General features: G+C 70.7%; 22 protein-coding genes and 2 pseudogenes. 12 read left to right on the top strand and 12 right to left on the bottom strand.

The features are described from left to right. The first annotated feature begins 57 nt into the window (after window positions 1-57). Together ACGFNK_RS18030 and ACGFNK_RS18035 are read left to right on the top strand one after the other, a co-directional pair. On the top strand, window positions 58-843 hold the full coding sequence (locus ACGFNK_RS18030; protein WP_393416873.1) for an electron transfer flavoprotein subunit beta/FixA family protein: 786 nt from the start codon (window positions 58-60) through the stop codon (window positions 841-843). Window positions 844-897: 54 nt separating this feature from the next. Next, window positions 898-1,860 carry an electron transfer flavoprotein subunit alpha/FixB family protein gene (locus ACGFNK_RS18035; RefSeq protein ID WP_393416875.1) on the top strand — a complete coding sequence of 321 codons (963 nt, stop codon included), beginning with the start codon at window positions 898-900 and terminating at the stop codon, window positions 1,858-1,860. 79 nt (window positions 1,861-1,939) lie between these two features. On the opposite strand, the gene ACGFNK_RS18040 is transcribed toward ACGFNK_RS18035, so the two are convergent. Continuing rightward, entirely contained in the window at window positions 1,940-2,848 is a 909-nt protein-coding gene (locus ACGFNK_RS18040; protein ID WP_393416877.1) for an endonuclease/exonuclease/phosphatase family protein, read from the bottom strand. Between the two features lie 213 nt (window positions 2,849-3,061). Here ACGFNK_RS18040 and ACGFNK_RS18045 point away from each other — a divergent pair, with 213 nt between their 5' ends. From ACGFNK_RS18045 to ACGFNK_RS18055, 3 genes are all read left to right on the top strand, one after another. Continuing rightward, window positions 3,062-4,366 (top strand): DUF6986 family protein, encoded by a 1,305-nt coding sequence (locus tag ACGFNK_RS18045; protein ID WP_393416878.1) that lies wholly within the window; start codon window positions 3,062-3,064, stop codon window positions 4,364-4,366. A 119-nt stretch (window positions 4,367-4,485) separates the two neighbouring features. Further along, window positions 4,486-6,177: a protein kinase gene (locus ACGFNK_RS18050; protein WP_393416880.1), complete on the top strand. Its 1,692-nt coding sequence runs from the start codon at window positions 4,486-4,488 to the stop codon at window positions 6,175-6,177. 128 nt (window positions 6,178-6,305) lie between these two features. Continuing rightward, window positions 6,306-6,698, top strand: coding sequence for a hypothetical protein (locus ACGFNK_RS18055; RefSeq protein ID WP_393416882.1), 393 nt, complete (start codon window positions 6,306-6,308; stop codon window positions 6,696-6,698). Here the strand turns inward: ACGFNK_RS18055 and ACGFNK_RS18060 are convergent. Further along, window positions 6,684-7,445 (bottom strand): hypothetical protein, encoded by a 762-nt coding sequence (locus tag ACGFNK_RS18060; protein WP_393416884.1) that lies wholly within the window; start codon window positions 7,443-7,445, stop codon window positions 6,684-6,686. The two genes, ACGFNK_RS18055 and ACGFNK_RS18060, sit on opposite strands and share 15 nt — an antisense overlap. A 3-nt stretch (window positions 7,446-7,448) precedes the next feature. After that, window positions 7,449-8,513: a LacI family DNA-binding transcriptional regulator gene (locus tag ACGFNK_RS18065; protein WP_393416886.1), complete on the bottom strand. Its 1,065-nt coding sequence runs from the start codon at window positions 8,511-8,513 to the stop codon at window positions 7,449-7,451. Window positions 8,514-8,799: 286 nt separating this feature from the next. Between ACGFNK_RS18065 and ACGFNK_RS18070 the strand changes: the two genes are divergently transcribed. Continuing rightward, complete coding sequence (locus ACGFNK_RS18070) at window positions 8,800-9,759, top strand: ROK family protein (protein ID WP_393416888.1); 960 nt, start codon at window positions 8,800-8,802, stop codon at window positions 9,757-9,759. Between the two features lie 283 nt (window positions 9,760-10,042). Here the strand turns inward: ACGFNK_RS18070 and ACGFNK_RS18075 are convergent. Next, window positions 10,043-10,558, bottom strand: a pseudogene (locus ACGFNK_RS18075) (NPCBM/NEW2 domain-containing protein); the annotation flags it as partial. A 310-nt stretch (window positions 10,559-10,868) separates the two neighbouring features. On the opposite strand from ACGFNK_RS18075, the gene ACGFNK_RS18080 reads away from it, so the two are divergent. The 3 genes from ACGFNK_RS18080 (at window position 10,869) to ACGFNK_RS18090 (ending at window position 12,660) form a co-directional block, all read left to right on the top strand. Then, window positions 10,869-11,108: a hypothetical protein gene (locus ACGFNK_RS18080; RefSeq protein WP_393416890.1), complete on the top strand. Its 240-nt coding sequence runs from the start codon at window positions 10,869-10,871 to the stop codon at window positions 11,106-11,108. Between the two features lie 331 nt (window positions 11,109-11,439). Continuing rightward, entirely contained in the window at window positions 11,440-11,871 is a 432-nt protein-coding gene (locus ACGFNK_RS18085; RefSeq protein ID WP_393416892.1) for a hypothetical protein, read from the top strand. 276 nt (window positions 11,872-12,147) lie between these two features. Next, window positions 12,148-12,660, top strand: coding sequence for a MarR family winged helix-turn-helix transcriptional regulator (locus tag ACGFNK_RS18090; RefSeq protein ID WP_393416894.1), 513 nt, complete (start codon window positions 12,148-12,150; stop codon window positions 12,658-12,660). Window positions 12,661-12,923: 263 nt separating this feature from the next. Here the strand turns inward: ACGFNK_RS18090 and ACGFNK_RS18095 are convergent, their stop codons facing one another. From ACGFNK_RS18095 to ACGFNK_RS18120, 6 genes are all read right to left on the bottom strand, one after another. Continuing rightward, window positions 12,924-14,696 (bottom strand): PP2C family protein-serine/threonine phosphatase, encoded by a 1,773-nt coding sequence (locus ACGFNK_RS18095; RefSeq protein WP_393416896.1) that lies wholly within the window; start codon window positions 14,694-14,696, stop codon window positions 12,924-12,926. Beyond that, window positions 14,693-15,763: an ATP-binding SpoIIE family protein phosphatase gene (locus tag ACGFNK_RS18100; protein WP_393416898.1), complete on the bottom strand. Its 1,071-nt coding sequence runs from the start codon at window positions 15,761-15,763 to the stop codon at window positions 14,693-14,695. Before ACGFNK_RS18100 ends, ACGFNK_RS18095 begins: the two co-directional genes overlap by 4 nt. After that, a complete protein-coding gene (locus tag ACGFNK_RS18105) occupies window positions 15,763-16,203 on the bottom strand; it encodes an anti-sigma regulatory factor (protein ID WP_386336595.1) in 441 nt (146 codons plus the stop codon). Before ACGFNK_RS18105 ends, ACGFNK_RS18100 begins: the two co-directional genes overlap by 1 nt. After that, window positions 16,203-16,622, bottom strand: coding sequence for an STAS domain-containing protein (locus ACGFNK_RS18110; RefSeq protein WP_393416900.1), 420 nt, complete (start codon window positions 16,620-16,622; stop codon window positions 16,203-16,205). The genes ACGFNK_RS18105 and ACGFNK_RS18110 overlap by 1 nt, the downstream gene beginning before the upstream one ends. Beyond that, the gene (locus ACGFNK_RS18115; RefSeq protein ID WP_393416902.1) at window positions 16,619-17,518 is read right to left on the bottom strand and encodes an STAS domain-containing protein; all 900 of its coding nucleotides are present in this window, start codon (window positions 17,516-17,518) and stop codon (window positions 16,619-16,621) included. Before ACGFNK_RS18115 ends, ACGFNK_RS18110 begins: the two co-directional genes overlap by 4 nt. 161 nt (window positions 17,519-17,679) lie before the next feature. Beyond that, the gene (locus tag ACGFNK_RS18120; RefSeq protein ID WP_393416904.1) at window positions 17,680-18,843 is read right to left on the bottom strand and encodes a PP2C family protein-serine/threonine phosphatase; all 1,164 of its coding nucleotides are present in this window, start codon (window positions 18,841-18,843) and stop codon (window positions 17,680-17,682) included. Between the two features lie 169 nt (window positions 18,844-19,012). Here ACGFNK_RS18120 and ACGFNK_RS18125 point away from each other — a divergent pair, with 169 nt between their 5' ends. Further along, a complete protein-coding gene (locus tag ACGFNK_RS18125) occupies window positions 19,013-19,486 on the top strand; it encodes a MarR family winged helix-turn-helix transcriptional regulator (RefSeq protein WP_393416906.1) in 474 nt (157 codons plus the stop codon). A gap of 239 nt (window positions 19,487-19,725) precedes the next feature. On the opposite strand, the gene ACGFNK_RS18130 is transcribed toward ACGFNK_RS18125, so the two are convergent. Further along, window positions 19,726-20,139: an STAS domain-containing protein gene (locus ACGFNK_RS18130; RefSeq protein WP_393416908.1), complete on the bottom strand. Its 414-nt coding sequence runs from the start codon at window positions 20,137-20,139 to the stop codon at window positions 19,726-19,728. Between the two features lie 410 nt (window positions 20,140-20,549). Here ACGFNK_RS18130 and ACGFNK_RS18135 point away from each other — a divergent pair, with 410 nt between their 5' ends. Next, entirely contained in the window at window positions 20,550-21,077 is a 528-nt protein-coding gene (locus tag ACGFNK_RS18135) for an ATP-binding protein (protein WP_393416910.1), read from the top strand. Between the two features lie 173 nt (window positions 21,078-21,250). Here the strand turns inward: ACGFNK_RS18135 and ACGFNK_RS18140 are convergent. Continuing rightward, a pseudogene (locus tag ACGFNK_RS18140) lies at window positions 21,251-22,129 on the bottom strand (SigB/SigF/SigG family RNA polymerase sigma factor). 370 nt (window positions 22,130-22,499) lie between these two features. Between ACGFNK_RS18140 and ACGFNK_RS18145 the strand changes: the two are divergent. Then, window positions 22,500-23,369 (top strand): RNA polymerase sigma factor SigF, encoded by an 870-nt coding sequence (locus tag ACGFNK_RS18145; RefSeq protein ID WP_393416912.1) that lies wholly within the window; start codon window positions 22,500-22,502, stop codon window positions 23,367-23,369. The last annotated feature ends 92 nt before the right edge of the window (window positions 23,370-23,461 follow it).

Below are 23,461 nucleotides of genomic sequence, written 5' to 3' on the forward strand. Positions count from 1 at the left end.
CCTATGCTGCCTGAAAGAAGGCAGCTCGGAAATGACGATTGCAGTAGGAGAGCCGGCGTGAGCTTGAGGATCGTTGTCACTGTGAAGTACGTGCCCGACGCCACTGGCGACCGGCACTTCGCCGATGACCTGACCGTCGACCGCGACGACGTGGACGGTCTGCTCTCGGAGCTCGACGAGTACGCGGTCGAGCAGGCCCTGCAGATCGCCGAGAATGCCGACGACGCGGAGATCACCGTCCTGACCATCGGCCCCGAGGACGCCAAGGACGCGCTGCGCAAGGCGCTGTCCATGGGCGCCGACAAGGCCATCCACGTCGAGGACGACGACCTGCACGGCACGGACGCCATCGGTACGTCGCTGGTGCTGGCCAAGGCGATCGAGAAGGCCGGCTACGACCTGGTCATCTCCGGCATGGCGTCCACCGACGGCACCATGGGCGTCGTACCCGCACTGCTCGCCGAGCGCCTGGGCGTCCCGCAGGTCACCCTGCTCTCCGAGGTCTCCGTCGAGGACGGCACGGTCAAGGGCCGCCGCGACGGCGACTCCGCCTCCGAGCAGCTGGAGGCCTCCCTCCCGGCGGTCGTGTCCGTCACCGACCAGTCGGGCGAGGCGCGCTACCCGTCCTTCAAGGGCATCATGGCCGCCAAGAAGAAGCCGGTGACCTCCTGGGACCTGTCCGACCTCGACATCGAGGCCGAGGAGGTCGGTCTGGAGGGCGCCTACACGGTTGTCGACTCCGCCGCGGAGCGCCCGGCGCGCACGGCCGGCACGATCGTCAAGGACGAGGGCGAGGGCGGCAAGCAGCTCGCTGAGTTCCTCGCGGGCCAGAAGTTCATCTAAGGCCCAACCCGCTTACCGCCCCTCATCTTTCGCAAGCAGGAGAGAAGAAGTCCCATGGCTGAAGTTCTCGTCTACGTCGACCACGTGGACGGTGCCGTCCGCAAGCCCACCCTGGAGCTGCTGACGCTTGCCCGCCGTATCGGCGAGCCGGTCGCCGTCGCCCTCGGCGCGGGTGCCGCCGACACCGCCGCCGCGCTCGCCGAGCACGGTGCGACCCGCGTCCTGACCGCCGACGCCCCCGAGTTCGCCGACTACCTGGTCGTCCCGAAGGTGGACGCGCTGCAGGCCGCGTACGAGCAGGTCTCCCCGGCCGCCGTCCTCATTCCGTCCTCCGCCGAGGCCAAGGAGATCGCCGCACGTCTCGCGGTCCGAATCGGCTCGGGCATCATCACCGACGCCGTCGACCTGGAGGCCGGCGACGAGGGCCCGGTGGCCACGCAGTCGGTGTTCGCCGCCGCCTTCTCCACCAAGTCCCGTGTCTCCAAGGGCACTCCGGTCATCACGGTCAAGCCGAACAGCGCGGCCGTGGAGGCCGCCCCGGCCGCCGGCGCGGTCGAGGCCCTGTCCGTGAGCTTCTCCGACAAGGCGACCGGCACCAAGATCACGTCCCGTACGCCGCGTGAGTCGACCGGCCGCCCGGAGCTGACCGAGGCCGCGATCGTGGTCTCCGGCGGCCGTGGCGTCAACGGCGCGGAGAACTTCGCGATCATCGAGGGGCTGGCCGACTCGCTCGGCGCGGCGGTCGGTGCCTCGCGTGCCGCGGTGGACGCCGGCTGGTACCCGCACTCCAACCAGGTCGGCCAGACCGGCAAGTCCGTGTCCCCGCAGCTGTACATCGCCTCCGGCATCTCCGGCGCGATCCAGCACCGGGCCGGTATGCAGACCTCGAAGACCATCGTGGCGATCAACAAGGACGCCGAGGCCCCGATCTTCGACCTGGTCGACTACGGCGTGGTCGGCGACCTCTTCGAGGTCGTCCCGCAGCTCACCGAGGAGATCAAGACCCGCAAGGGCTGAGCTTCTCCGAACGTACGAGGCCCCGGTGACCGTCGGCACGGTCACCGGGGCCTCGCCTCATCCCGGGCTCGTGCCAGTGCTAGCCCAGAGTCAGCGACGCCTGGACGGGCAGGTGGTCGCTCGGGAACTGGCCGTTCACGGAGAAGGTGTTGATCGAGGCGCGGTGCGCGGTCACGCCGGGAGTGGTGAGGACCCAGTCGATACGGTCGCCGTCCGGGACCAGTGGCCGGTAACCGTGGAAGGTCGCGTACAGCTTGCTCCGCTCGGCCGCCGTGGACCAGGTGTCGACGAGACCGGCTCCCAGCATCGTGTCGTAGACGGGGTTCTGATGTGCGGCGACGTTGAAGTCGCCGGTCACGATGAGCGGCAGTGACCGGTCGAGGCCCGCGATGCGCTGGGCGATCAGCTGGGCGGCACGCGCTCGTGCGTTCTGGCTCGCGTTGTCGAGGTGGGTGTTGAGGAAGTAGAACTCCCGCTCTCCGTCGCGCAGATCGCGGAAGCGGACCCAGGTCACCATGCGGATGGAGCCGCCGCCCCAGGTGTTCGAGCCGATCACGCCCGGCGTGTCGGAAAGCCAGAAGTGGTCGTACTCCACGGGGGTGAGGCGGCGGGTGTCGTAGAAGACCGCCATGAACTCGTCGCGGCTGCCGCCCGCGCGGCCCGTGCCGATCCAGTCGTAGTTCGGTCCGAGGTCGGCCTCGATGTCGCGCACCTGCTGGTAGAGGCCTTCCTGAGTGCCGATGACGTGGAGGCTTTCGCGGCGCAGCAGTTCGCGGGTCACGGGGCGGCGGGCGGCCCAGCTGTTGGGTTCGCTGGTGCTCGCGTACCGCAGATTGAACGACATGACCTCCAGGCGGCGGCCGGATCTGTCCGGCGCCGCGGCGGTCGCGGTGAGAGGTGCTGTACTGGTCAGAGGCAGGGCGACCGCGGCGGCGATGGCGGTCTTCAGGCCCAGACGACGCGTGACTCGGCTGTGCTTGATGGGCACGGGAGGGCTCCTTCGGTGACGGATGCCGGGCGAGTCGTGCGCACCGCAGTGTCGGAGTTGGGCGTGAACATGTCGAGAGCCCGCGGTGGCCACAGAGGGAAGTCCCGGGGTGGACCTGGGCGGAAGTGGGTGTTGACCAGCGGGAAGGTCCGCGGATAACTTCGCTCTACGGATTGTTGATTCCGGCCAGCGGAAACCGGAGAGGGTGTCGGGATGGGCCAGGGCGCGCAGGAGAAGGTGGCGACGAGCCTCGCGGGCGCTGTCAGCGAGGAGATCAGCGCCTCCCTCGCCCCGGTCGACGCCGAACTGGAACGCCGCTACCCCGGAGACCCCGCCACCCGCCAGCCCGTCCACACCGTCTACGTCCCCGGAGACGTGTTCGCCGCCGACACCATCCGCTCCTGGGGCGACCAGGCTCTCGCCGCCCTCGACGAACACGCTCCGGACGCCGCCTCGTTCGCCGCCGTCCTCGGCCTCGCGGACGAACTGGCCGAGCCCGTCCACGCCCGCGTACGCGCCAAACTGGAGCACGAGCCCATCGAAGACCTGCGCGTCGACTTCGAGGACGGCTACGGCCCGCGCCCCGACGCCGAGGAGGACGAGGCCGCCGCGCGGGCGGCACGGCTGGTCTCGGAGGCGTACGAAAAGGGCACGGCAGCCCCGTACATGGGCATCCGTATGAAGTGCATGGAGGCGCCGGTACGCGACCGGGGCATCCGGACCCTCGACATCTTCCTGACCGGGCTGATGGAGGCGGGCGGACTTCCGGACGGGCTGGTCCTGACGCTGCCGAAGGTGACGTACGCCGAGCAGGTCACCGCCATGGTGCGGCTGCTGGAGGAGTTCGAGAAGGCGCACGAACTCGAGCCGGGGCGGATCGGGTTCGAGATCCAGATCGAGACCAGCCAGGCCATCCTCGCCACCGACGGCACCGCGACCGTCGCGCGGATGATCCAGGCCGCCGAGGGCCGCGCCACGGGCCTGCACTACGGCACCTTCGACTACAGCGCCTGCCTCGGCGTCAGCGCCGCCCACCAGGCGAGCGACCATCCGGCGGCCGACCACGCGAAGGCGATCATGCAGGTCGCGGCGGCGGGCACCGGCGTACGTGTCTCGGACGGCTCCACCAACGTCCTTCCGGTCGGCCCGACTTCGCAGGTCCACGACGCCTGGCGGCTGCACTACGGCCTCACCCGCCGCGCCCTTGCCCGCGCCTTCTACCAGGGCTGGGACATGCACCCGCGCCACCTCCCGACCCGGTACGCCGCCGTGTTCGCCTACTATCGCGAGGGCTTCGAGCAGGCCGCGGCGCGCCTCGCCCGGTACGTCAGCCGCACGGGCGGCAACGTGATGGACGAACCCGCGACCGCCAAGGCGCTCAGCGGCTACCTGCTGCGGGGCCTGGACTGCGGCGCCCTCGACATCGCGGAGGTGGCGCGTGTGACCGGCCTGACCCGCACGGACCTGCAGCGTTACGCGGCGCCGAGGCGGGGCGACCTGACGGTTTCCGCCAAGTGACCGAGAACATCCTCGTCAAGTAGCGGACCTGTCACAGGAGTTGCCACTGGCGCGCGTTGTCACCCCTGGCACCTAGGCTGTACGGGAGTTGATGGGTGTGTCACAGGAACGGGGCAGCGGTGTCTTCGGGGGAGAACGAACACACGGACGGGATCGGCCGGCTGCTCGCCGGGCGCTATCGGGTCGTGGCCCAGCTCGGACGCGGCGGTATGGGCGTCGTCTGGCGGGCCCTTGACGAGGTCCTGGGCCGTGAGGTCGCGGTCAAGGAACTGCGGACGTACACCGACGCCGCAGCGCCCGAACTGGCCGACCTGGGGCGCAGGATGCAGCGCGAGGCCCGCGCGGCAGCCCGCGTGAGCCACCCCGGAGTCGTCGCCGTGCACGACGTTGCCGAGGTCGACGGGCGTCCGCTGATCGTCATGGAACTGGTCGACGGGCCCTCCCTGGACGACGTCCTGCGTGAGCAGGGCCCCCGCGAACCGCGCGAGGCCGCCGAGATCGGCGCGAAGGTCATGGACGCACTGGCCGCGGCCCACCGCGCGGGAGTCCTGCACCGCGATGTGAAGCCCGGCAACATCCTGCTCGACCGCTCCGGCCGGGTAGTCCTCACCGACTTCGGTATCGCGACCATGGAGGACCCCGGCGACGGGTCCACCACGCGCCTCACCCGTAGCGGTGAACTGGTCGGCTCCCTGGACTACTTGGCGCCCGAGCGTGCCCAGGGCCACGACTTCGGGCCCGCCTCCGACGTGTGGGCCCTGGGCGCCACGCTGTACGCGGCCGTCGAGGGCACCTCACCGTTCCGCCGTACGTCGACCTGGACCACGCTCACCGCGATCGTGGCCGACCCGCTGCCGGAGCCACGGGCCTCCGGGCCGCTGGGCCCCGTACTGCAGGAGCTCATGCAGAAGCAGCCGCAGGACCGGCCGGACGCCGACCGGGCACGCGAGCTGCTGGAAGCGGCGGCGCAGGCCGACAGCCAGGACTCCCCGACCACCAGCCTGCGCGGACCCGCACCGAAGCAACGCGAGGCCACCGAGCGGAGCGTCCCGGCGGCACCGCACGGCTTCGGGGCTACGGACTCGGCCGGACCTGACTTCGGAGCGCCACAGCCGGAAGACCGAGCCACCGCCTCCGACGGCGGCCCCCGGCGTCGTAAGGCCCGAGCCCTTCTCGCCGCCGCTGCCGTCACCGCCGTCCTGGCCGCGACCGGCGTCACCGTGGCCCTGCTGACCAACTCAGGCGACTCCAAGACGGCCTCCGGGCCTTCGGCCACCCCGGAAGCCGGCGACTCCCCGTCCTCGGCGGGCGCCAGTCGTGGCACGGTGGACGCGCCGGACGCCCCCGAGTCCGACCCCACCCAGCAAGGCGACCAGCCGTCCACGCCCACGCCCACGCCCGAGAAGCCGGGAGGCACGGAGGCCACCAAACCGACGAAGGACCCCGCCCCTTCGCCGAGCCCCACCGACGTCGGAACCACAGGCGGCGGCAACTCGGGCGGCACGAGCGGAGGCGGCGCCGACCCCGCTCCCGTCTGCGATTCCATCGGCGACGGCAAGTACAACTGCGAGGTCTGGCGCACCGCCACGTCCTACACCGCGGACGGAGCCGCGGTCGGCAGCCTCAACGAGGGCACCAGCTACTTCTACTGCCAGCAGAACCTCGGCCGCCGCGAGACCTACAGCGAGTGGACGAACATCTGGTGGGCGAAGACGGACGACGACAGCGGCAACAGGAATGTCTTCGTCAGCGACGTCTACATCAAGGGCGGCGACAACGACGCACCGGTGCCGGGACTACCCCTCTGCTGAGCGTACGTACTTCTCCAGGCCGGAGGCCGTCGTCCACCCCTCCGAGGCGAACAGCCGGGTGCCGCGCGTACCAGTCCCCGCCGATGTTCAGACCAGCAGAACCTCGGCCGCCGCGAGACCTACAGCGAGTGGACGAACATCTGGTGAAGGACCCCGCCCCTTCGCCGAGCCCCACCGACGTCGGAACCACAGGCGGCGGCAACTCGGGCGGCACGAGCGGAGGCGGCGCCGACCCCGCTCCCGTCTGCGATTCCATCGGCGACGGCAAGTACAACTGCGAGGTCTGGCGCACCGCCACGTCCTACACCGCGGACGGAGCCGCGGTCGGCAGCCTCAACGAGGGCACCAGCTACTTCTACTGCCAGCAGAACCTCGGCCGCCGCGAGACCTACAGCGAGTGGACGAACATCTGGTGGGCGAAGACGGACGACGACAGCGGCAACAGGAATGTCTTCGTCAGCGACGTCTACATCAAGGGCGGCGACAACGACGCACCGGTGCCGGGACTACCCCTCTGCTGAGCGTACGTACTTCTCCAGGCCGGAGGCCGTCGTCCACCCCTCCGAGGCGAACAGCCGGGTGCCGCGCATGCACAGGGCCTGGTCGCCCCGCGCCCGGACGCAGAACTCCTCGGGTGTGGAGCCGAACAGCTCCCTCAACCGTGGTGAATCGGCGAGGAGTTCGGTGAGCAGCGCATGCTCGCCGGGGTGCCTGCGCGGGGTTCCGGAGCCGTTGTGGAGGACGCCCCGCCGGTTGACGTAGAGATGGGCGCCGTCGATCAGCTCGCCCGACTCCAGCTCGACCGGGACGTCGGCAGCGGGCAGCAGCACACGATCGTACGCACCCGACGGCGCGGTGACGCCCTCGCTCCGGTCGATGGCGTCGAGCTGCGCCGGGTTCAGCCAGGTGAGGAACAACTCCCGGGTGAGTCCGGGGGCGCGGAAGGGCGAGGCGGACACGTAACCGAGCCCGGTGATATGCGCGGAGACGCCGATCTCGATACCCGTGACCTTCGCCTTCACCAGGGGGATGGGGGCGGTGACCCCGTACTCCCGCATCTTGTGCCGGAGTTGGGCGGGGCAGGCGTTGGAGCCGACCGAGAGGACCGGGAGGCGGTCCTCGAAGGTGAGGCGGGTCAGCGGCAACAGCCGGTCGCCGTCGAGGAGTCCGGACTCCTCGGGCCAGGCGCCCGGGTATGTCAGGGGGTGGTCGCGCGGGGCCTCGGCGAGACCGAGCGCCGCGAGGGTGCGGTGATCCGGATACGTCATCGGTCAGCGCGCCGGCGGCAGTTCGCCCGAGCCGCGGGTAATCAGCCTGGTCGGGAGTTCGACGCGCTCCGGGAGGGCGAGCGTGCCGTCGAGCCGGCGGAAGAGCCGCTCGGCGGCGGTGCGGCCGAGCTGGGCGGAGTCCTGGGCCACGACGGTGACGCCGGGCTGGAGGAGATCGGCGAGCTCGATGTCGTCGAAACCGACGAGGGCGACGGGCCCGGAGCGTTCGGCGAGGACGCGGACGACGGTGACCGTCACGCGGTTGTTGCCCGTGAAGATCGCGGTGACGGCAGAGGGCCCCGCCAGCATGGCCTCGGCGGCCCGCCGGACCCGCTGCGGATCGGTGACGCCCAGGGACGTCCAGGCCTCCTCGACCGGAATGCCCGCGGCCTCCATCGCCGTGCGGTAGCCGCGCAGCCGCTCGGCGGCGGTATGGATGCGGGGCATGTCGCCGATGAAGCCGATCCGGCGATGCCCGTGGGCGATGAGATGGGCGACGCCGTCGCGCGCACCGCCGAAGTTGTCGGACAGGACGACGTCCGCGTCGATCTGACCGGCGGGGCGGTCCACGAAGACCGTGGCGACGCCCGCTTTTATCTCCGGCTCCAGGTAGCGGTGGTCGTCACCGGCCGGGATGACGACGAGCCCGTCCACGCGGCGCGCGCACAGCGCCAGGACCAACTCCTGCTCGCGGTCCGGGTCCTCGGCGCTGGAGCCGTTGATCAACAGGGCGCCGTGAGCGCGGGCCACCTCCTCGACCGCGCGGCTGAGCGGGCCGTAGAAGGGATCGGAAAGATCCTCCAGAACCAGGCCGATGCTCGCGGTCCGCCCCTTGCGGAGCACCCGCGCGCTGTCGTTACGGCGGAAGCCCAGCGCGTCGATCGCCTCCTGCACCCGGCGCTCGGTGTCCGGGGTGACCCCCGGCTCACCGTTGACTACGCGCGACACCGTCTTGAGGCCGACTCCGGCACGCGCCGCGACGTCTTTCATGGTCGGACGGTTGCCGTAGCGGTTGTCAGTTCGGCGGGCGGTCTCGGCCACGATGCGCTGTCCTGTCCTGTTGTCCACGGGATGCGTGGTCCTGACGTGCTCATTGAGAGCTCAACACGTGCTCAATACGGATGTCGCGTCGAGCATAGGGCCTGGACAACGTTGTCAGATGCGGGAGACACTATCCCCCGCATTCTCCGGCCTGCCCTGCTACGGGACCAGTGGTGCTGCCTGACTTCGAGGCCAGTCCTGCTGCCCTGTTTCGTCTGGCCGTTGGGCCGGGGGCATCCCTGGTAAGACTTCGGGGACGGCGCCGCCGCGGGCCGCCGCAGGAAAGACACCGCACCGGGAGACTCAGACACAGATGCACACCGACCTCGTGGCCGCGCTCGACATCGGCGGCACCAAGATCGCCGGAGCGCTGGTGGACGGCCATGGCCAGATCCTCCTTCGCGCGCAGCGCGCCACGCCCGCGCAGGAGGACGGCGACACCATCATGCGGGCGGTCGAGGCCGTGCTCGGCGAGCTGACCGGCTCGCCGCTGTGGAGCCGCGCCACCGCCCTCGGCATCGGCAGCGCGGGCCCGGTGGACGCCTCGACGGGCACGGTGAGCCCCGTGAACATCCCGGGCTGGCGCGACTACCCGCTGGTCGGGCGGGTCAGCGCCGCCACCGAAGGACTGCCCGTGGAGCTGATCGGCGACGGCGTGGCGATCACGGCCGCCGAGCACTGGCAGGGCGCGGCCCGCGGACACGACAACGCGCTGTGCATGGTCGTCTCCACAGGCGTCGGCGGCGGTCTGGTCCTGGGCGGCCGGCTGCATCCGGGGCCCACGGGCAACGCCGGCCACATCGGTCACATCAGCGTGGACCTCGACGGCGACCTCTGCCCGTGCGGGTCCCGCGGCTGCGTCGAGCGCATCGCGAGCGGGCCGAACATTGCGCGCCGCGCCATCGAGGGCGGCTGGCAGCCCGGCCCCGACGGCGACACCTCGGCCGCCGCGGTGGCCGCCGCCGCCCGCGCGGGCGACCCCGTCGCTCTGGCGTCCTTCGAGCGCGCCGCCCAGGCCCTCGCCGCGGGCATCGCGGCGACGGCGACCCTGGTGGAGATCGACATCGCGGTGATCGGCGGGGGAGTGGGCAAGGCAGGTGACCTCCTGTTCACGCCCCTGCGCGCCGCCCTCCGCGACTACGCGACGCTGTCGTTCGTCCAGCGCCTCACCGTGGCACCCGCCCAGATGGGGACGGACGCGGGGCTGGTCGGCGCGGCGGCGGCCGCGCTCAGCGGGAAGCAAAGTGCGCCGGCGGCGGGGGTGGGGGGCTGACTCCGCGTCGCCGCCGGTGGCGGCCTGGCCGCGTATCAGGCGGCGGTTAGCAGGCCTGCCGCCCGCCTCGGCGCCGGGACCGATGCGGGCTGGTGAATCGACGCCGCGGTGGGGCTAACGTCGCGCTGCCGCTGCCGCTGCCGCTGCCGCTGCCGCTGCCGCTGCCGCCCCTGCGCCGAGCGGGGTGGCCCGGCAAGAGGCACCCCGAACGTCGGCCGTTCGCAGTCGAGTTGCGTTGCGCCGTGGGCTGGGGCCCGCGCACGGGCACCAGCCAACGCCGGGTTCAGCAGCTCAACTGCACGTCCGCCCAGTCCGCATGGTCCGAAGTGATGTCGTCGCCTCCGTCCGTGACGACGAGGCGTACGACCTGCGCGCCCCTCACATCAGCCGAAATCGCCTGTGCGGGCTGGGCGTTGGTCAGCACGCCGGTCGAGGCGGCCTTCGTGTCGTCCGCCCACACCTCGAACGCCACGGAACCCTCTTCGCCCTCCTCGTCGTCGACACCCACCTGCGCGGTGACCCTCTCGCAGGCCTTGCCGGTGTAGTACTCGACGGTGCTCTCCGCGTGCACGCCGAGCCCCTTGGCGTACACGACTCCGTTGATCGTGAGGGGATTGCCGTCACCCGCCGCACTCTCCCCGTTGCTGGTGTCGCGCTCGACAGAACCTCAGCCATTGGCCGCCCCGAGCCAGGGCAGATCGCCGAGCTGCGACATGCCGGCCGGTGGCGCCGTCACCACGGAGGCCGTCAGCGGCAGGACGCTCTGAACCCGCGCTCCGGTCGGCGAGCGATAAGTCGCCTTGGCACGGCAGGCAGGTGACGCTCTCCGGACGCCGGGAGGTCATGGCGAACGGCACTCGCAGACTGCAACCCGTGGCGACTTCGCCCGGCAGATCGTCGGCGTGGCCGAACGTGGCCGCCAGGATGTCGCGGACGGCGGCCCCTTCACGGAGCACGTTCGACTCGACGTCTATGTGCCCGTCGCTTCCGCTTATCCGCCCTCCCCTGCCGTCTGCCACTGCGAGCATGCAAGGGTTCCCGGCGGGTGTCCCACCCGGCCCCGTCGAGGAAGTGCGTGACCCCGGGCCTGTTTTGCAGTTGAACGAGGCATGAAGAAGCGCAGCATGCTCGCCATCGCCTCCCTGGCCACCGGTTTCGTCGTCGCGGCCATCACGCCGTCCCACGGCCTCCACGCCGACGCCCTCGACAACCTGGACGTCGACGACGCCCACAGCACCCTCGACCGGACGATCGTCGGCGACGGCCTGACCGTCGACGAGAACCCGCTGGGAGAGGGAGGTCAGAACAGCCGGGGCAGCGAAAGCCGGACCAGTCAGAGCGACTTCTGACTCAAATGACTCGGGCTGCCGGTGAGCGATCAGGCAGCAGGCCAGTCACCCATGGTGGTTCCGGAGCCCGCTGCCGTGGCACGGGGCGATCGCGGACACGATGGCGTGGGCGGGGGCTCCCTTTCGGTGGACGCCCTGGTCGGGCCGCGGTCCGAGAACGGCGCGTCCGGATGTGCGCGGGCGCGCACCGGAAGGATGACATCGAGCGGCGGCAGCATACAGCGCCCTGTCCAAGCCGCTCCTGCCTGCGCCCCCTGCGCCGCCCCGGTGAATCGGCGTACGTCTTGAGTGTTTTCTGGGAGCGATCGGGATATCGGGGAACCCGGGCATCATGAACGAGCCGAATCTCCCACCCAACAATGAGGCCTTGGACGTCCACTTGGGCCTTCTGCGTATGAGCATGACCCTCGAGGAGTACGAGCTCCTGCTGGGCATGGTTGAGCCGGTGCTGAGGGCGCTCGACCTGCAGGAGCCTGGCCCGGTGGGTTACGGTCTGGACGACGAGCTGGCCGAGGACGTCTCCCAGACGGTCCGTGACGAGGCCGCCCTGGTCATCGCCACCGCCGTCACCGGGAACGTCGACAACGAGCTGATCCAGATCGACATCGAGGGCAGCGAGCCGGTACGGGTCGTCACCGACCCGGACACGGCCTCCGACCCGGAGCGGCGCAGGGACATCGCGGACTACATCCGGGCCCGCCACAGGGAGGAGGAGAATCTGCGGGGCATCGCCGAGGCGAGCGGTCTGCCGACGGACCTGTGACCGGCTTGTCGAGGTACCACGCGGAGAGTGTGTGGCGGCCGAGTACTCTCCGGCGCTTCGGGTAGGCCCTCGGCATGACACACGCCTGGGCCGGAGTTGACTGAGAGAGAAGCGTTCGTGGGTGCCGCTGGAGCTTTTTGCATGCCGGAACTCAGTCTCGTCCGTCATGGTCGGCGCGATGCCGTCGGTACCGCGAGGGCTTTCCGGCCGGTGGTCCCTGCCCGGTCCAGACCGTTGCCGGTCGAGCGGCCGACGGCCTGCGGAGGGTGACGGGCGGTGGGCTGCGAACAGGCCCCCCACGCCCGCGAGGATCAGGCTCCCCAGGCCACCGAACACCTGGTCGTCCGGCAGATGGTCGACGCGGTGGAGAATCTGGTGATGGTCTGGTTCGCGGCCATAGAGGATGTCACCCCGCGCCTGCCTGCCCGCCAGGTGCGGGCTCTGCGGATCGTGCGCCGTCGGCCCGAACTCAACCTCACCGCGCTGGCCGAGCACCTGGAGATCGGGCTGCCCACCGCCAGTCGGCTGTGCGATCGGCTGGAAGCGGCCGGACTGCTGCAGCGGAACGTCCAGCCCGGCGACCGGCGCGAGGTCCAGTTGGTGGTCACCGCCCACGGCCGCAGGTTCCTGGCCGAGGTAACGGACCGGATGTCGGTGTACCTGACCTCGGCACTCGATGTCCTGTCAGCGGGGCAGCGCAAGGCGTTGGAGGAGATCCTGCCGGCCTTCCAGGAGGCCCCGATCCGGGCGGACACCGGGACCGAGCGGGACACCCGGGCCGAAGACTGACGAACGGCCGGCCCCTCGGCCGTTCGAGGCCCGCTCGTCCGGCTGCCGCCGTGCGGGGTGCCGAGCGTGACGAGCGTACGGACGCGCGTGTCGCCGCCGAGCCGCTGCGCGTAGCGCCGAAGCGCCGCAGCTCCCGCCGCCTCCCGTCGGCGGAGCGGCAACCGCCGTGCCGTCCTGCGCGAGGACCAGCCAGCGGTCGCGCACCGGCGGGCCGTCCGCCGAGCGGGGCAGGCCGACCTCGCGCGGTCCCGAGCCGACGTCGGTCAGGCACGTGTGCCCGAGGGCACCGCCTCCCTGATTCTCGCGGCGTCGCTGTGGATGTGGCAGAGCAGCAGACACACGTCGTCGTCGTGCTCGGAGTCGTGCAGCAGGGGCTGGAGGAGCCGGTCGGCCGCCCCGTCCAGGTCCTGGTCGAGATCGGCGGGCCGGAAGGCCGCCAGCGCCGCAGTGAGCCGCTGGATCCCCGGGTCGATGCCCTCCGCGCGGCGTTCCACCAGACCGTCGGTGTAGAGCGCCAGCGTCGAGCCGGGCGGGAGGGGCACGGTGTGGTCGCTGATCACCTGACGGATGGGAATGCCGAGCATGGCACCCGGTTTGGCGTCGAGCGTGCGGACCTGTCCGTCGGGTGTGCGCAGGACCGGTGGCGGATGTCCCGCGGCGGCCCAGGTGAGGGTGGGGTCGTCGGGGTGGAGGCGTGCGATGACGGCTGTGGCGTAGAGGTCGGGCTGCAGATGGTGCAGGAACGTGTGCATGTGGGTGAGCAGCTCGCCGGGGCTGCCGCCGTCGACGGCGTAGGCCCGCAGTGCGGTGCGCAGCTGGCTCATCATCACGGCGGCGTGCAGGCCGTGCCCGGTCACGTCACCGATGACGGTGATCAGGCTGCCGTCGGGCTGGCGGAAGGCGTCGTACCAGTCCCCGCCGATGTTCAGACCGTGGGTGGCCGGGAGGTAGCGCGCGGCGAGGTGCAGACCGGGTGTCGTGGGCAGGTCCGTGAGCAGGGCGCGTTGCAGCGTCTCGGCGATGTCGCGGTTGTGCTCGAAGCGCTTGGCGTTCTCCAGGGCGATGCTGGCCCGCCGGGTGAGCTCGATCAGCATCACGGCGTCGTCGGCGTCCCAGCGCTCCTCGGGCGGTGAGAGCGTCAGCACGCCCAGGGGCGCTCCGCGGGTCAGCAGGGGGATGCACAGCAGGGGCCGCTTGGGTTCCAGCGCTGAGGGAGGCTGGTCGTCGACGCCGGGCAGACCGCCGGGATGGTCGGCGGCGTACTGGGGGCGTCCGCGCCGAGCCGCGAGGACGGCGGCGGCCGGGTGCGGCCGGGTGCGGTGCTCGTCGTCCCCCTCCTCTCCGTCCTCGTTGAAGAGCCATACGTCGACGGTGCGGGCGTACCGGGGCACCAGCAGCCCGGGGAGGAGCCGCACGATCGCGTCATGGTTGAGGGACGCGGTGAGGGCGGCGCTCGCATCGGCCAGGAAGGTCAGGCGGCCACGGGCCTGCTCGGCCTCCGCGTGGGCCTTCTGCTCGGCGGCGAAGAGCTCGCGCTGTGCCCGCCCGGCCGCGTCCAGTTCGGCGTGGAGGGCAAGGACGCCCTGGTTGGTCTGGTGGAGTTCCTCGCGGTGGAACGCGACCAGGCGTTCCTGCTCGTCGAGCTTCTCCAGCAGCAGGGCCGCGTCCTCGTCGGCGCCGAACAGGGCCTCCGCCAGCGTCTCCGGGTCGTCCGCCACGTGCTCCGCCTCGGAGCCGCCGCCGGCCTCGGGGAAGGCTGCCGTGACGCGCCAGGGCGGCCGCACGTCGGGCACCTGGGTCCTGGCCGATGCCACCTCGACGACGAACAGACCGTCCCCGTCCGGGGAGGCGGTCGCCTCCACGCTGATCCGCCACGGGCCGCCCTTGGTCAGGCACTGCCGCAGCTGTGCGGTGAGCGCGGTCACCAGACGCGTGCGTTCGACGGCCGTCACACCGTGCGCGGTGGCCAGCCGGGCGGTGGCGATCCGGGCCCGCGCGGCGTCGGTGACGGTGCTGATCTGCGAGATACGCGTCATGAGATCCGGTCCGGTGGGACGGGGCTCAGTACGGCGACCGTGGTGTCGTCGCGCACCGGCCGGGCGGGGCTGCTCGCGTCACGCACGATCACGGCGGCGACGACAGCGGGGTCGAGGGAGGAGCTGTAAGCGGCCGGACCGGGACTCCAGCGGCTCGGCAGGCCGTCACTGTGCAGCACCAGAAGGCAGTCGTCCTCCCAGCCCACCTGGCGCTGGGGCAGCCTGGCCGACTGGTGGGCGCCGACAATCCCGGGACGCGAGAGCAGTGGCTGCCACTTGTCGCCGCAGCGCAGTCGGGCACCTATGTTCCCGACACCGGCGAAGTGCAGCTGTCCGGCGGCGACATCCACCTGGGCCACGGCCACAGCCGCGCCCCTGGTGTCGCGCAGCGCACCGTCCAGCCGCCGCAGGAGCTCAGCCGGCGGCATGTCGGCCGAACGGCGCAGCTCCTCCACCGCGGCCGAGGACGCGCGTGCCGCGTCCGGACCATGGCCCAGACCGTCGGCCAGCATCAGCGTCACGAGGTTGCCGGCCCGGACCCCTGCCCAGGCGTCACCCGAGTAGTCCGCCCCGGCGAAAGGGATGTTGATGCCACCGGCCCGCACCGGAGGGCGGGCCGGGCGCGCGTGCCCGCCGGAACGCCCCGGGCGGGCACCGATCCGCGCCATGGCGACCGTCCCCCGCCCCGGTGTGCTGTGCAGGTCGAAGTCGTCGGCGACGCGCCGGCAGGTACCGAGACCGGCGCCGAGCGACGCCGTCGTCGAGTAGCCGTCGCGCAGCGCGGCCTCCACGTTGTACATGCCCGGACCGTGGTCCACGGCCACGATCTGCACGATCCGGGCGCGTTCGTGGGCGGGGTCCGCGGTCGGGGAGTCCACGATGTCCAGGAGTATCCAACCGCCGCCCGCGTGCTTGAGCAGGTTCGTCGCGAGTTCGGTGGCCACGAGGGTGGCGCCCGCGGTGCGGTCCTCGTCGAGTCCGGCCCGGGCCGCAGCCTCATCGGTCGCCACACGCACATCGCGTACGCGGGTCGAGTCGTGCACCGGCACCTCCCAGACGCGTGGCATCACGTCTCCTCGCGCGGCCTGGGAGCACCGGACGCCCACGACGTCACCGTCACCGTCGTACCGGTGCCCGGGCGGCTGTCGATGTCGAACTCGTGGACCAGGCGCCGTGCTCCCCCGAGGCCCATGCCCAGCCCCTCACCGGAGGTGTAGCCGTCGCGGAGGGCCTGGTCGAGGTCCGCGATGCCCGGCCCCTCGTCGCTGAAGACCAGCCGCAGCCCGTGTGTGCCGCCCCTGCTCACCGGTGCGCACTCCATCTGGCCCCCGCCGCCGTGGACGAGGGTGTTGCGGGCCAGCTCGCTGGCGGCGGTGACCAGTTTCGTCTGGGCCACCAGACCGAAGCCGAGCAGGGCAGCGGCCTGCCGCACGTGCTGCCGTACCCACACCAGATCCAGGTCCGAGTGGATCGGCAGGCATGCGGAGACACCGCCGGCGGTCTGCATCAGGGACTCTCCTGGCGTGTGCGCCCGTACCGGGGGGAGACCGAGGCTTCGCCGAGGAGGCGCAGGGCCTCGTCGGTGCTGAGTGCGGTGCGCAGTCCTGGGAGGGTCAGGCCCAGTTCCACCAGCGTGATCGCCACGGCGGGACGCATCCCGGCCACCACGGTCTCGGCGGCGAGGAGCCGCGTCTTGGCCGCGATGTCGCTGAGCACCCGGCCGAGGAACGAGTCGACGATCTCCACGCCCGAGAGGTCGAGGACCACCCCGTTGACCCGGCTGTCGGATGCAGCCTCGCTGACGTCCTGCTGGAGCTGTTCCGCGGTGCTGTCGTGCAGATCGCCCTGGAGCGTGACGAGGAGGACGTCACCGATCCGGAGGACCGGCACCTGTCCTCCGTGCGGGGAGGGGAACACGCCGGTCACCGCGGCCCCGCACCGTTCGCCTCGTGGGACACGATGTGCGCGCCCTGTTGCCGCAGGGCGTAGGCGAGGGCGTCCGCGAGACTCGCACGCGTCTTCACCGAGCCGAGATCGATGCCCAGGTGGACGATGGTCTGGGCGATGGGGGGCCGGATGCCGGAGACGATGCACTCCGCCCCCATCAGGCGCGCTGCCGCGACGGTCCTCATCAGGTGCTGCGCCACGAGGGAGTCCACGGTCGGCACGCCCGTGATGTCGAGGATCGCGAACCGGGCGTGCTGTTCCACGATCGAGTCGAGGAGCGTCTCCATCACGACCTGGCTGCGGGCGCTGTCGAGGGTGCCGATCAGCGGCACGGCGACGATGCCCTCCCACAACTTGATGACAGGTGTGGCCACTTCGAGCAGTTGCAGGCGCTGCCGGTCGATGAGCTCCTGCCCCGCGCGCAGCAGCGTCTCCAGTACGACCAGGCGCAGTGTGCCCATCAGGACGGTGAGGGCCGTCGTGCAGTCCCGCACGTGCTCGGCCGGCCGGTCCGACAGATCGGCGACGAGCATCTCGATGATGGGCGGCCGCAACGCGTCCACCTCGGCCGAGATCTGACTGTTCGTCGAACCGGCACGGACGCGCGACGCCGCCGTCCGTGCCAGCTGCTCGCGCACGACCGTGAAGCCGTCGGCCTGGTAGTCCTCCACGCGTTCGGCGGCAGCCACCGCGGCCAGGGCCTCCACCACCGCCCGGCCCGCTTCCACCGCCTCTTCCCGCGAGACGGTGAAGACGGTCCGGAACAGCGCCGCGTCGGCCCAGCGTTGGGCGATCTGCTCCCGGCGACGGCGCAGAAACTCTCCGGCCTCCTGCGCCGGTGTCTCCTGGTGTCCTGCCGCTTCCTGCTCCGGCACGGAAATCCTCTCCTCACGTGCTTGCGCCGCCCCGGCTTCAGCGGGGAGCTCGGCGGTGCGCTCTCCTGGTTGCTGCCCGACAACTGTAGATAGGCATTGATCCCTTACAACCCCGCTGCACTCCTGGGTGATCTGAATCGAAGGACTGCGGTGTCAAGCGGTCACGGTCGCCCGAACCAGTCCAGGCAGACCACGAGCGCGTCGTCGTCGGGCTCGGTGGGCCCGCGGTGACCGGACAGCTCTCTCAGGACGGCGCCGGGCACCTCGGCCGCAGGAAGCAGACTGGTGGAGCTGATGGCCCGGGCCAGAGCCCGCTCCCCGTACGTCTCCCCGCCGGGCGCGGCCACCCCGTACACCCCGTCGCTGACGAAGACCAGCCGGTCGCCCGGTTCGACGTGGAACTCCTGGGTCACGTAGTCGGTTTCCTCGAACATGCCCAAGGGGAGTTGGGCCTCGAAGCCGACGGGGGTGACGTTGCGCTCGCGCAGGCGCAGCATCTGAGGGGAGCCGGCGTCGACCACCTGGAGGCGCCCGGTGGCCAGGTCAAGGTCCAGCAGGAGCACGGACAGATGGACGCTGCCGCGGTAGTGGGCGTAGATCGCCTGGTCGGCCAGGGCCGCCTGGTCCGCGATGGAGATGCCGGCACGCCGTGCGTTGCGCAGCGCGTTGATCCCCAGGGTGGTCAACAGAGAGGCCTCGATGCCCTCCCCCATGCCGTTGGTGATGTACAGCATCAGGTGGTCGGCGGTCGCGGACCAGTCGAAGTTGTCGCCGAAGACCGCGTAGGCGGGCTCCAGTTGGCCACCGAGCGCGTACTCCGGCCGTGAGCAGGAACGGCCCGGCAACAGCTGCCACTGCATCTCCGCCGCGAGCGTGAGGCGCTCCCTGCGGCGCGCCTGGAGGTACACGTCGGTGTCCCGGTCCGCGACGATCAGCTCGTGCCCCAGGACCTCGGCGATCTCGGTCAGCTCGGCGAGGCACTCCTCGGCCTGGTCGGCCGAGGGCATGGTGACGGACAGTACGCCGAGCCTGTCGCCGCGCACTGTGACCGGAAGATGCACGCACACCCGGCCGTCGCCGCACTTCTCAGCGAACGGTTCCTGGGCCCCGAAGGCCCGCCCGGCCGGGCTGCGGTGCACCGGCAGGGACTCCGGCGGGTCAGGGGGTATGGAGACGCTCCGCAGTACGGTGAGCCCGTAGTCGGCCATGAAGACATCGACGGCCTTCGCCGCGTAGTCGTCGCACAACACCCCACGGACCGCGTCCACCAGTTGGTGCGGAGCTGCGGAGCGAAGTGCCCGCTCGGCTGCCACGAGTCTGTTCACGATGTCGGATACGCCATTCTTTTCCCCACGACGGCGCAGGTCCCGCGTCATCGCGGGCGCCGTCCGTCGGTGATGCCGGTCGGTTGTTTCGTGTATCTATCTGGTGTTCTGCCCGACCTGACCGCCCGGGTGGGCTGACAGTGTTCGAGAACCCTGGAAGAGTGGGAGTGTGACTTCCTCCTCCCACCCACCGCCGGACGAACTGGCGCGTGTGACCTCAGAGGCGGCGGAGTTGCTGGAGGCTGTGTGGGGTCGTGCTTCGACCGCGCCGGTGTCCGCCTCCCAGATCCGCGTACTGTTCATCCTCGAGCACAACGACGGCATCAACCTCCGCATGCTCGCGGACGCCCTGGGCTCCACACCGCCCTCGACCAGCCGCCTGTGCGACCGCCTGCAGGCCGTTGGTTTCGTGGAGCGCAAGCCCAGTTCCTCCAGCCGTCGTGAACTGCGTCTGCAACTGAGCCGGCGTGGCCGGTCCTTCCTGGCGAAGCTGAGGGCACGGCGCGAGAACGCCCTGCAGTCCGTGCTGGCGCAGATGCCCACCGCGCAGCGGGCCGCGCTGCTGGAGGGCCTGGAGGCGTTCTGTGCCGCCGCGGCGGCACAGATCCACGAGGGTGACGCCTCCGACGTCAAGAGCGCCTGACGGGCGGCCCTGTTACGGCTCGACGCCGGACTCCGACCGTGCCCATACCGCGGTGGAGCGGCGTGGGCAGTTGTCTCTGCCGACCGGCGCATCTCACACCTCCCGCGCGCTTGCCCAAGCTCACTCTGTTGCCTCACGGCCATAGTTGTCAAACAGCAACTGTTGGCCGTGAAGGAGTAGTCCGCCTTGGACGAACCGCCCGTCAAGTCGCTGCGATCGACGCCAAGTTGACGTGAGGCCTACTCGGCCGATTCTCCCGGCTGCTCGGAATCAAGCTGGCCGGCGTCCCTCTGCGCATCCATGAGGGTCAGCGCCTCCTCGACGCTCTCCACCGTCTGTACGGTGAGGCTGACGCCGGTGAGGTCCAGGATGCGCCGTACGGCAGCGGTCGGGGAAATCACGTACACGCCTCCCGAGATCTGCCGTACCTCCTGGTAGACCCGCAGAATGATGTTCATGCCGGACGAGTCCATGAAGGGGACGGAAGAGACGTCGAGCAGGAAGTGCCGCCGACCGTGGTGGAGCTGGTTCGCCACGTGATGCTGCAGCTCGGTGGCGGTATCGATGTCCAGATCGCCCTCGATGGTGAGCAGCGCCGCATCCTCCCGCGGCAGCGTCACCTTGATCGACAAGGGATTCTGGGCAACAGACACAAGTACCTCCCACAGGCGTTACGAATTCAAAGGCGAGTACCCCGAACTCCGGGTCCGATGCACCGCGTGGCGACGGCGGAGGGTGACCCCGACCGGTGGACGCCCGGGAGGCGGGAAGGCCGCCTGGTGCGTGCGTCCTCGCCCGGTCATGTCCTGTGTCCTCCGCTGTTCGTCATGGCGATGCGCTTGTGCGCCTACCCGCGATTCGCGCGGACACGCAATGCCGAGATCCACGGCAGGGGAGGAGGGCCGCGCCGCTGCCGGTCGTATGGCTGGATGGCTGCCCGGGGATTCCTGTCATCCGGCGTTTCGCGGTTTCAGACGGCCTTGCGTGGTCAGCCGAAATATGAGCACCAAAGGAATGGAACGGACATGACGGACGAACCTCTTCGCCAGTCAGGAGCGAAAGGATGCGTGACCAAAACCCGGCCCACACCACCGATCGCCCGGGGGCCCTGGGGCGAACCCGCCGAGGACCGCGAAATCCGGGAGAGGCACGCGACGCCGTCAGGCGGGTGGTTTCCGAGCGCATGGCAGGCACCGCCTGCGACTCGGACACGCTCTCGGACGCCCTGCTCGTTACCTCGGAACTGACCACCAACGCGATGCTGCACGGTGGAGGCGTCACGGACTTCCACGTCGCCCTCGTCGGCCGCGACCTGTACGTGTCGGTGAGCGACCTCGACGATCGACTCCCCGTGGCGTCGCCCTCGGTCGACGACCGCGGTCGGTGGCGGTGCGGAGGCCGCGGCTGGCCGATCGTCTGCCGACTGTCCCACGAGGTGACGGTGTCGGGTCTGCCGTCCGGCGGCAAACGCATCACCGCGGTGGTCCCCCTGGGACCGGCGCGCCGGAAGAGGGTCCGGAGCGGCTCGGGGACATGCCAGGGTGAGACGCGGGGCGTCGCGGTCGGCCCACCGCGGCGGTGCGCGTCCTGACAGTGGGAGCGACGCGCGCGGCAGGCGTCCCACGTGACGGGACACGTGCCGTCCCCTGGTCGACGGGGCCATCCCCTGGCCGATGGGCCGTCCGAGTCAGGGACGTTCCGTCGGCGTGAGGAGAACGAGAACAGCGAGCCCTGCCGCCGGTGCCTACGAAGCCGCGGCCGCTGTCACGCGACGCCGGACTCCAGCAGGCCGGCGCGCAGTCGCTTGATGATGCGGCTGATCAGCCGTGAAACGTGCATCTGGGAGACGCCGAGGTGACCCGCGATCTGGGACTGTGTGAGCTCTTCGACGAATCGCATGTGAAGGATCCGGCGTTCACGCTCGTCGAACTCGGCGATGAGGGGGGCCAGCGAGTGGAAGTCCTCGATGAGTTCCAGCGACGGATCCTCCTCGCCGATGACGTCGGCCAGCACGGTGCTCTCGTCCTGGGCGCCGCCGGGGGCGAGCGCGGCGTCGAGGGAGGCGGAGCTGTAGCAGTTGGCCGCCTTGCGCGCCTCGATGACCTCTTCCTCGGACAGGGACATCAGCTGGGAGAGTTCACGTGTGGTCGGCGTGCGGCCCAGCCGGGAATGCAACTCGTCCGTGGCCTTCGCCAGCTCCCCCCCGGGCCTCCTGCAGGCGCCGCGGCACGTGCACCGCCCAGCTCGTGTCGCGGAAGAAGCGCTTGATCTCGCCCACGATGTACGGCACGGCGAACGTGGTGAACTCGACCTCGCGGGAGAGCTCGAACCGCTCGATGGCTTTGATCAGCCCGATCGTCCCGACCTGGACGATGTCCTCCAACGAGTCCTCTCGACCCCGGAAGCGCGAGGGGCGTACCGCACGAGGGAGAGGTTCATCTCGATCAGGGTGTTGCGCACGTACTGGTACTCGTGCGTGCCCTCTTCCAGCGTGGCCAGCCGGTCGAAGACCTGGCGTGACAGCTCACGCGCGTCCCTCGGCCTGACCTTCAACGGGTCCTTGATGAACGGCAGTTCCATCTCGTTGTTCGCGACCGCCCCTCTCGCCGTGGCCGTTGCCCGCGCCGCCGTCACGGCTGCCATGCCGTCCTCCCAGACCCTCGAAGTTCTCGGTGACACACCTCGCTTGCCCGGGTTTCCGCTGCGCACTCCTCCCAAGTGGTGAGAGTGCGACGTCAAGGCGATGGCTGGCGTGAAGTCGTCGCCCGCCCATCGCAATCAGTCCCATCCGCACGCGGCGCCACTCGCGGCGGTCCACTCCCGGTACCCGGTGGTCGTCACCACGCATGTGCGGACGGTTGTTTGCCCACGCGACGGCGGGGCAACCGGGATTCCGTGCTTCGGACCAGAGGCGCGCCGACGGGGAAGGTGTGCCCGTTCCGGGGTCTCGTCGCCCCGCGCACCCTTTCCCGCGGCAACTCCCCCTGAAATCGTCGTTCAGGAGCGATTCCGCATGCTGGTTGAGACTTCCGCAAACGGTTCCGGTACGTCCGCGCGTCCCCACGGCCCCGGGCAACGGGTCCACGACGACGCCCCCGACACCCTTGCCGCCTTCGTTCGGCTCGCGGAGTTGGAGGACGGGCCCCAGCGCGACGCGGTACGGGACGAACTGGTGAAGGCGTGGTTGCCCATGGCCCACCGCATTGCAGGCCGGTTCCGCAACCGTGGTGAGTCGCTGGAGGATCTGCGGCAGGTCGCGGCGCTCGGGCTGCTGAAGGCCATCGACCGGTTCGAACCTGAACGTGGAGCGTTCGAGAGCTATGCCGTCCCCACCATCACGGGCGAGATCAAGCGGCACTTCCGCGACCGGATGTGGGCGCTCCGCGTCCCCCGGCGCGTGCAGGAACTGCGCAACAAGGTGCGGGTCGCGCGTCGCGAGCTCATCCAGACCGCCGGCTCCGGCACGCCGACCGTGGCCGAGATCGCGGCCCACGCGAACCTCACGGAGGAGGAGGTGACCGCCGGAATGGAGGCGCTGGACAGCTTCACCACGCTGTCCCTGGACGCGGAGGTGGCCGGCAGCGACGACGGCTACAGCCTCGCGGACACCCTCGGCGCCCGCGACGCGTCCTACGACGCCGTCGTCGACCGCGAGGCCGCCAAGGAGGGGCTGCGGCAGCTGCCCGAACGTGAGCGCGCCATCCTCTACATGCGCTTCTTCGAGGACATGACGCAGAGCCGCATCGCCGACCAGCTGGGCATCTCCCAGATGCACGTTTCCCGTCTGATCAGCCGTAGCTGTGCCCGCGTGCGCGACGAGGCCCTCGGTGTTCAGACGGCGGCGGGCCGACGTGGTGGCGGTGGCCGGTCCCGCCACGACTGACGAGGAGCTCGTGCGCCAGGAGGCCCGGGAGCGGGCGCCCCGGCCGAGTCAGCGAGCGCAGGTCCTCGCCTTCACGCTGTGCGTAACGTCGG

The sequence above is a fragment of the Streptomyces sp. NPDC048825 genome (assembly GCF_043198355.1).
Lineage (GTDB): Bacteria > Actinomycetota > Actinomycetes > Streptomycetales > Streptomycetaceae > Streptomyces > Streptomyces xiangluensis.

What these genes read in the sequence shown, in the direction of transcription:
- ACGFNK_RS18035 (WP_393416875.1), top strand. Translation starts at nt 898, where the DNA reads ATGGCTGAAGTTCTCGTCTACGTCGACCACGTGGACGGTGCCGTCCGC.
- ACGFNK_RS18045 (WP_393416878.1), top strand. Translation starts at nt 3,062, where the DNA reads ATGGGCCAGGGCGCGCAGGAGAAGGTGGCGACGAGCCTCGCGGGCGCT.
- ACGFNK_RS18060 (WP_393416884.1), bottom strand. Translation starts at nt 7,445, where the DNA reads ATGACGTATCCGGATCACCGCACCCTCGCGGCGCTCGGTCTCGCCGAG.
- ACGFNK_RS18070 (WP_393416888.1), top strand. Translation starts at nt 8,800, where the DNA reads ATGCACACCGACCTCGTGGCCGCGCTCGACATCGGCGGCACCAAGATC.
- ACGFNK_RS18080 (WP_393416890.1), top strand. Translation starts at nt 10,869, where the DNA reads ATGAAGAAGCGCAGCATGCTCGCCATCGCCTCCCTGGCCACCGGTTTC.
- ACGFNK_RS18085 (WP_393416892.1), top strand. Translation starts at nt 11,440, where the DNA reads ATGAACGAGCCGAATCTCCCACCCAACAATGAGGCCTTGGACGTCCAC.
- ACGFNK_RS18095 (WP_393416896.1), bottom strand. Translation starts at nt 14,696, where the DNA reads ATGACGCGTATCTCGCAGATCAGCACCGTCACCGACGCCGCGCGGGCC.
- ACGFNK_RS18100 (WP_393416898.1), bottom strand. Translation starts at nt 15,763, where the DNA reads ATGCCACGCGTCTGGGAGGTGCCGGTGCACGACTCGACCCGCGTACGC.
- ACGFNK_RS18105 (WP_386336595.1), bottom strand. Translation starts at nt 16,203, where the DNA reads ATGCAGACCGCCGGCGGTGTCTCCGCATGCCTGCCGATCCACTCGGAC.
- ACGFNK_RS18135 (WP_393416910.1), top strand. Translation starts at nt 20,550, where the DNA reads ATGCGTGACCAAAACCCGGCCCACACCACCGATCGCCCGGGGGCCCTG.
- ACGFNK_RS18145 (WP_393416912.1), top strand. Translation starts at nt 22,500, where the DNA reads ATGCTGGTTGAGACTTCCGCAAACGGTTCCGGTACGTCCGCGCGTCCC.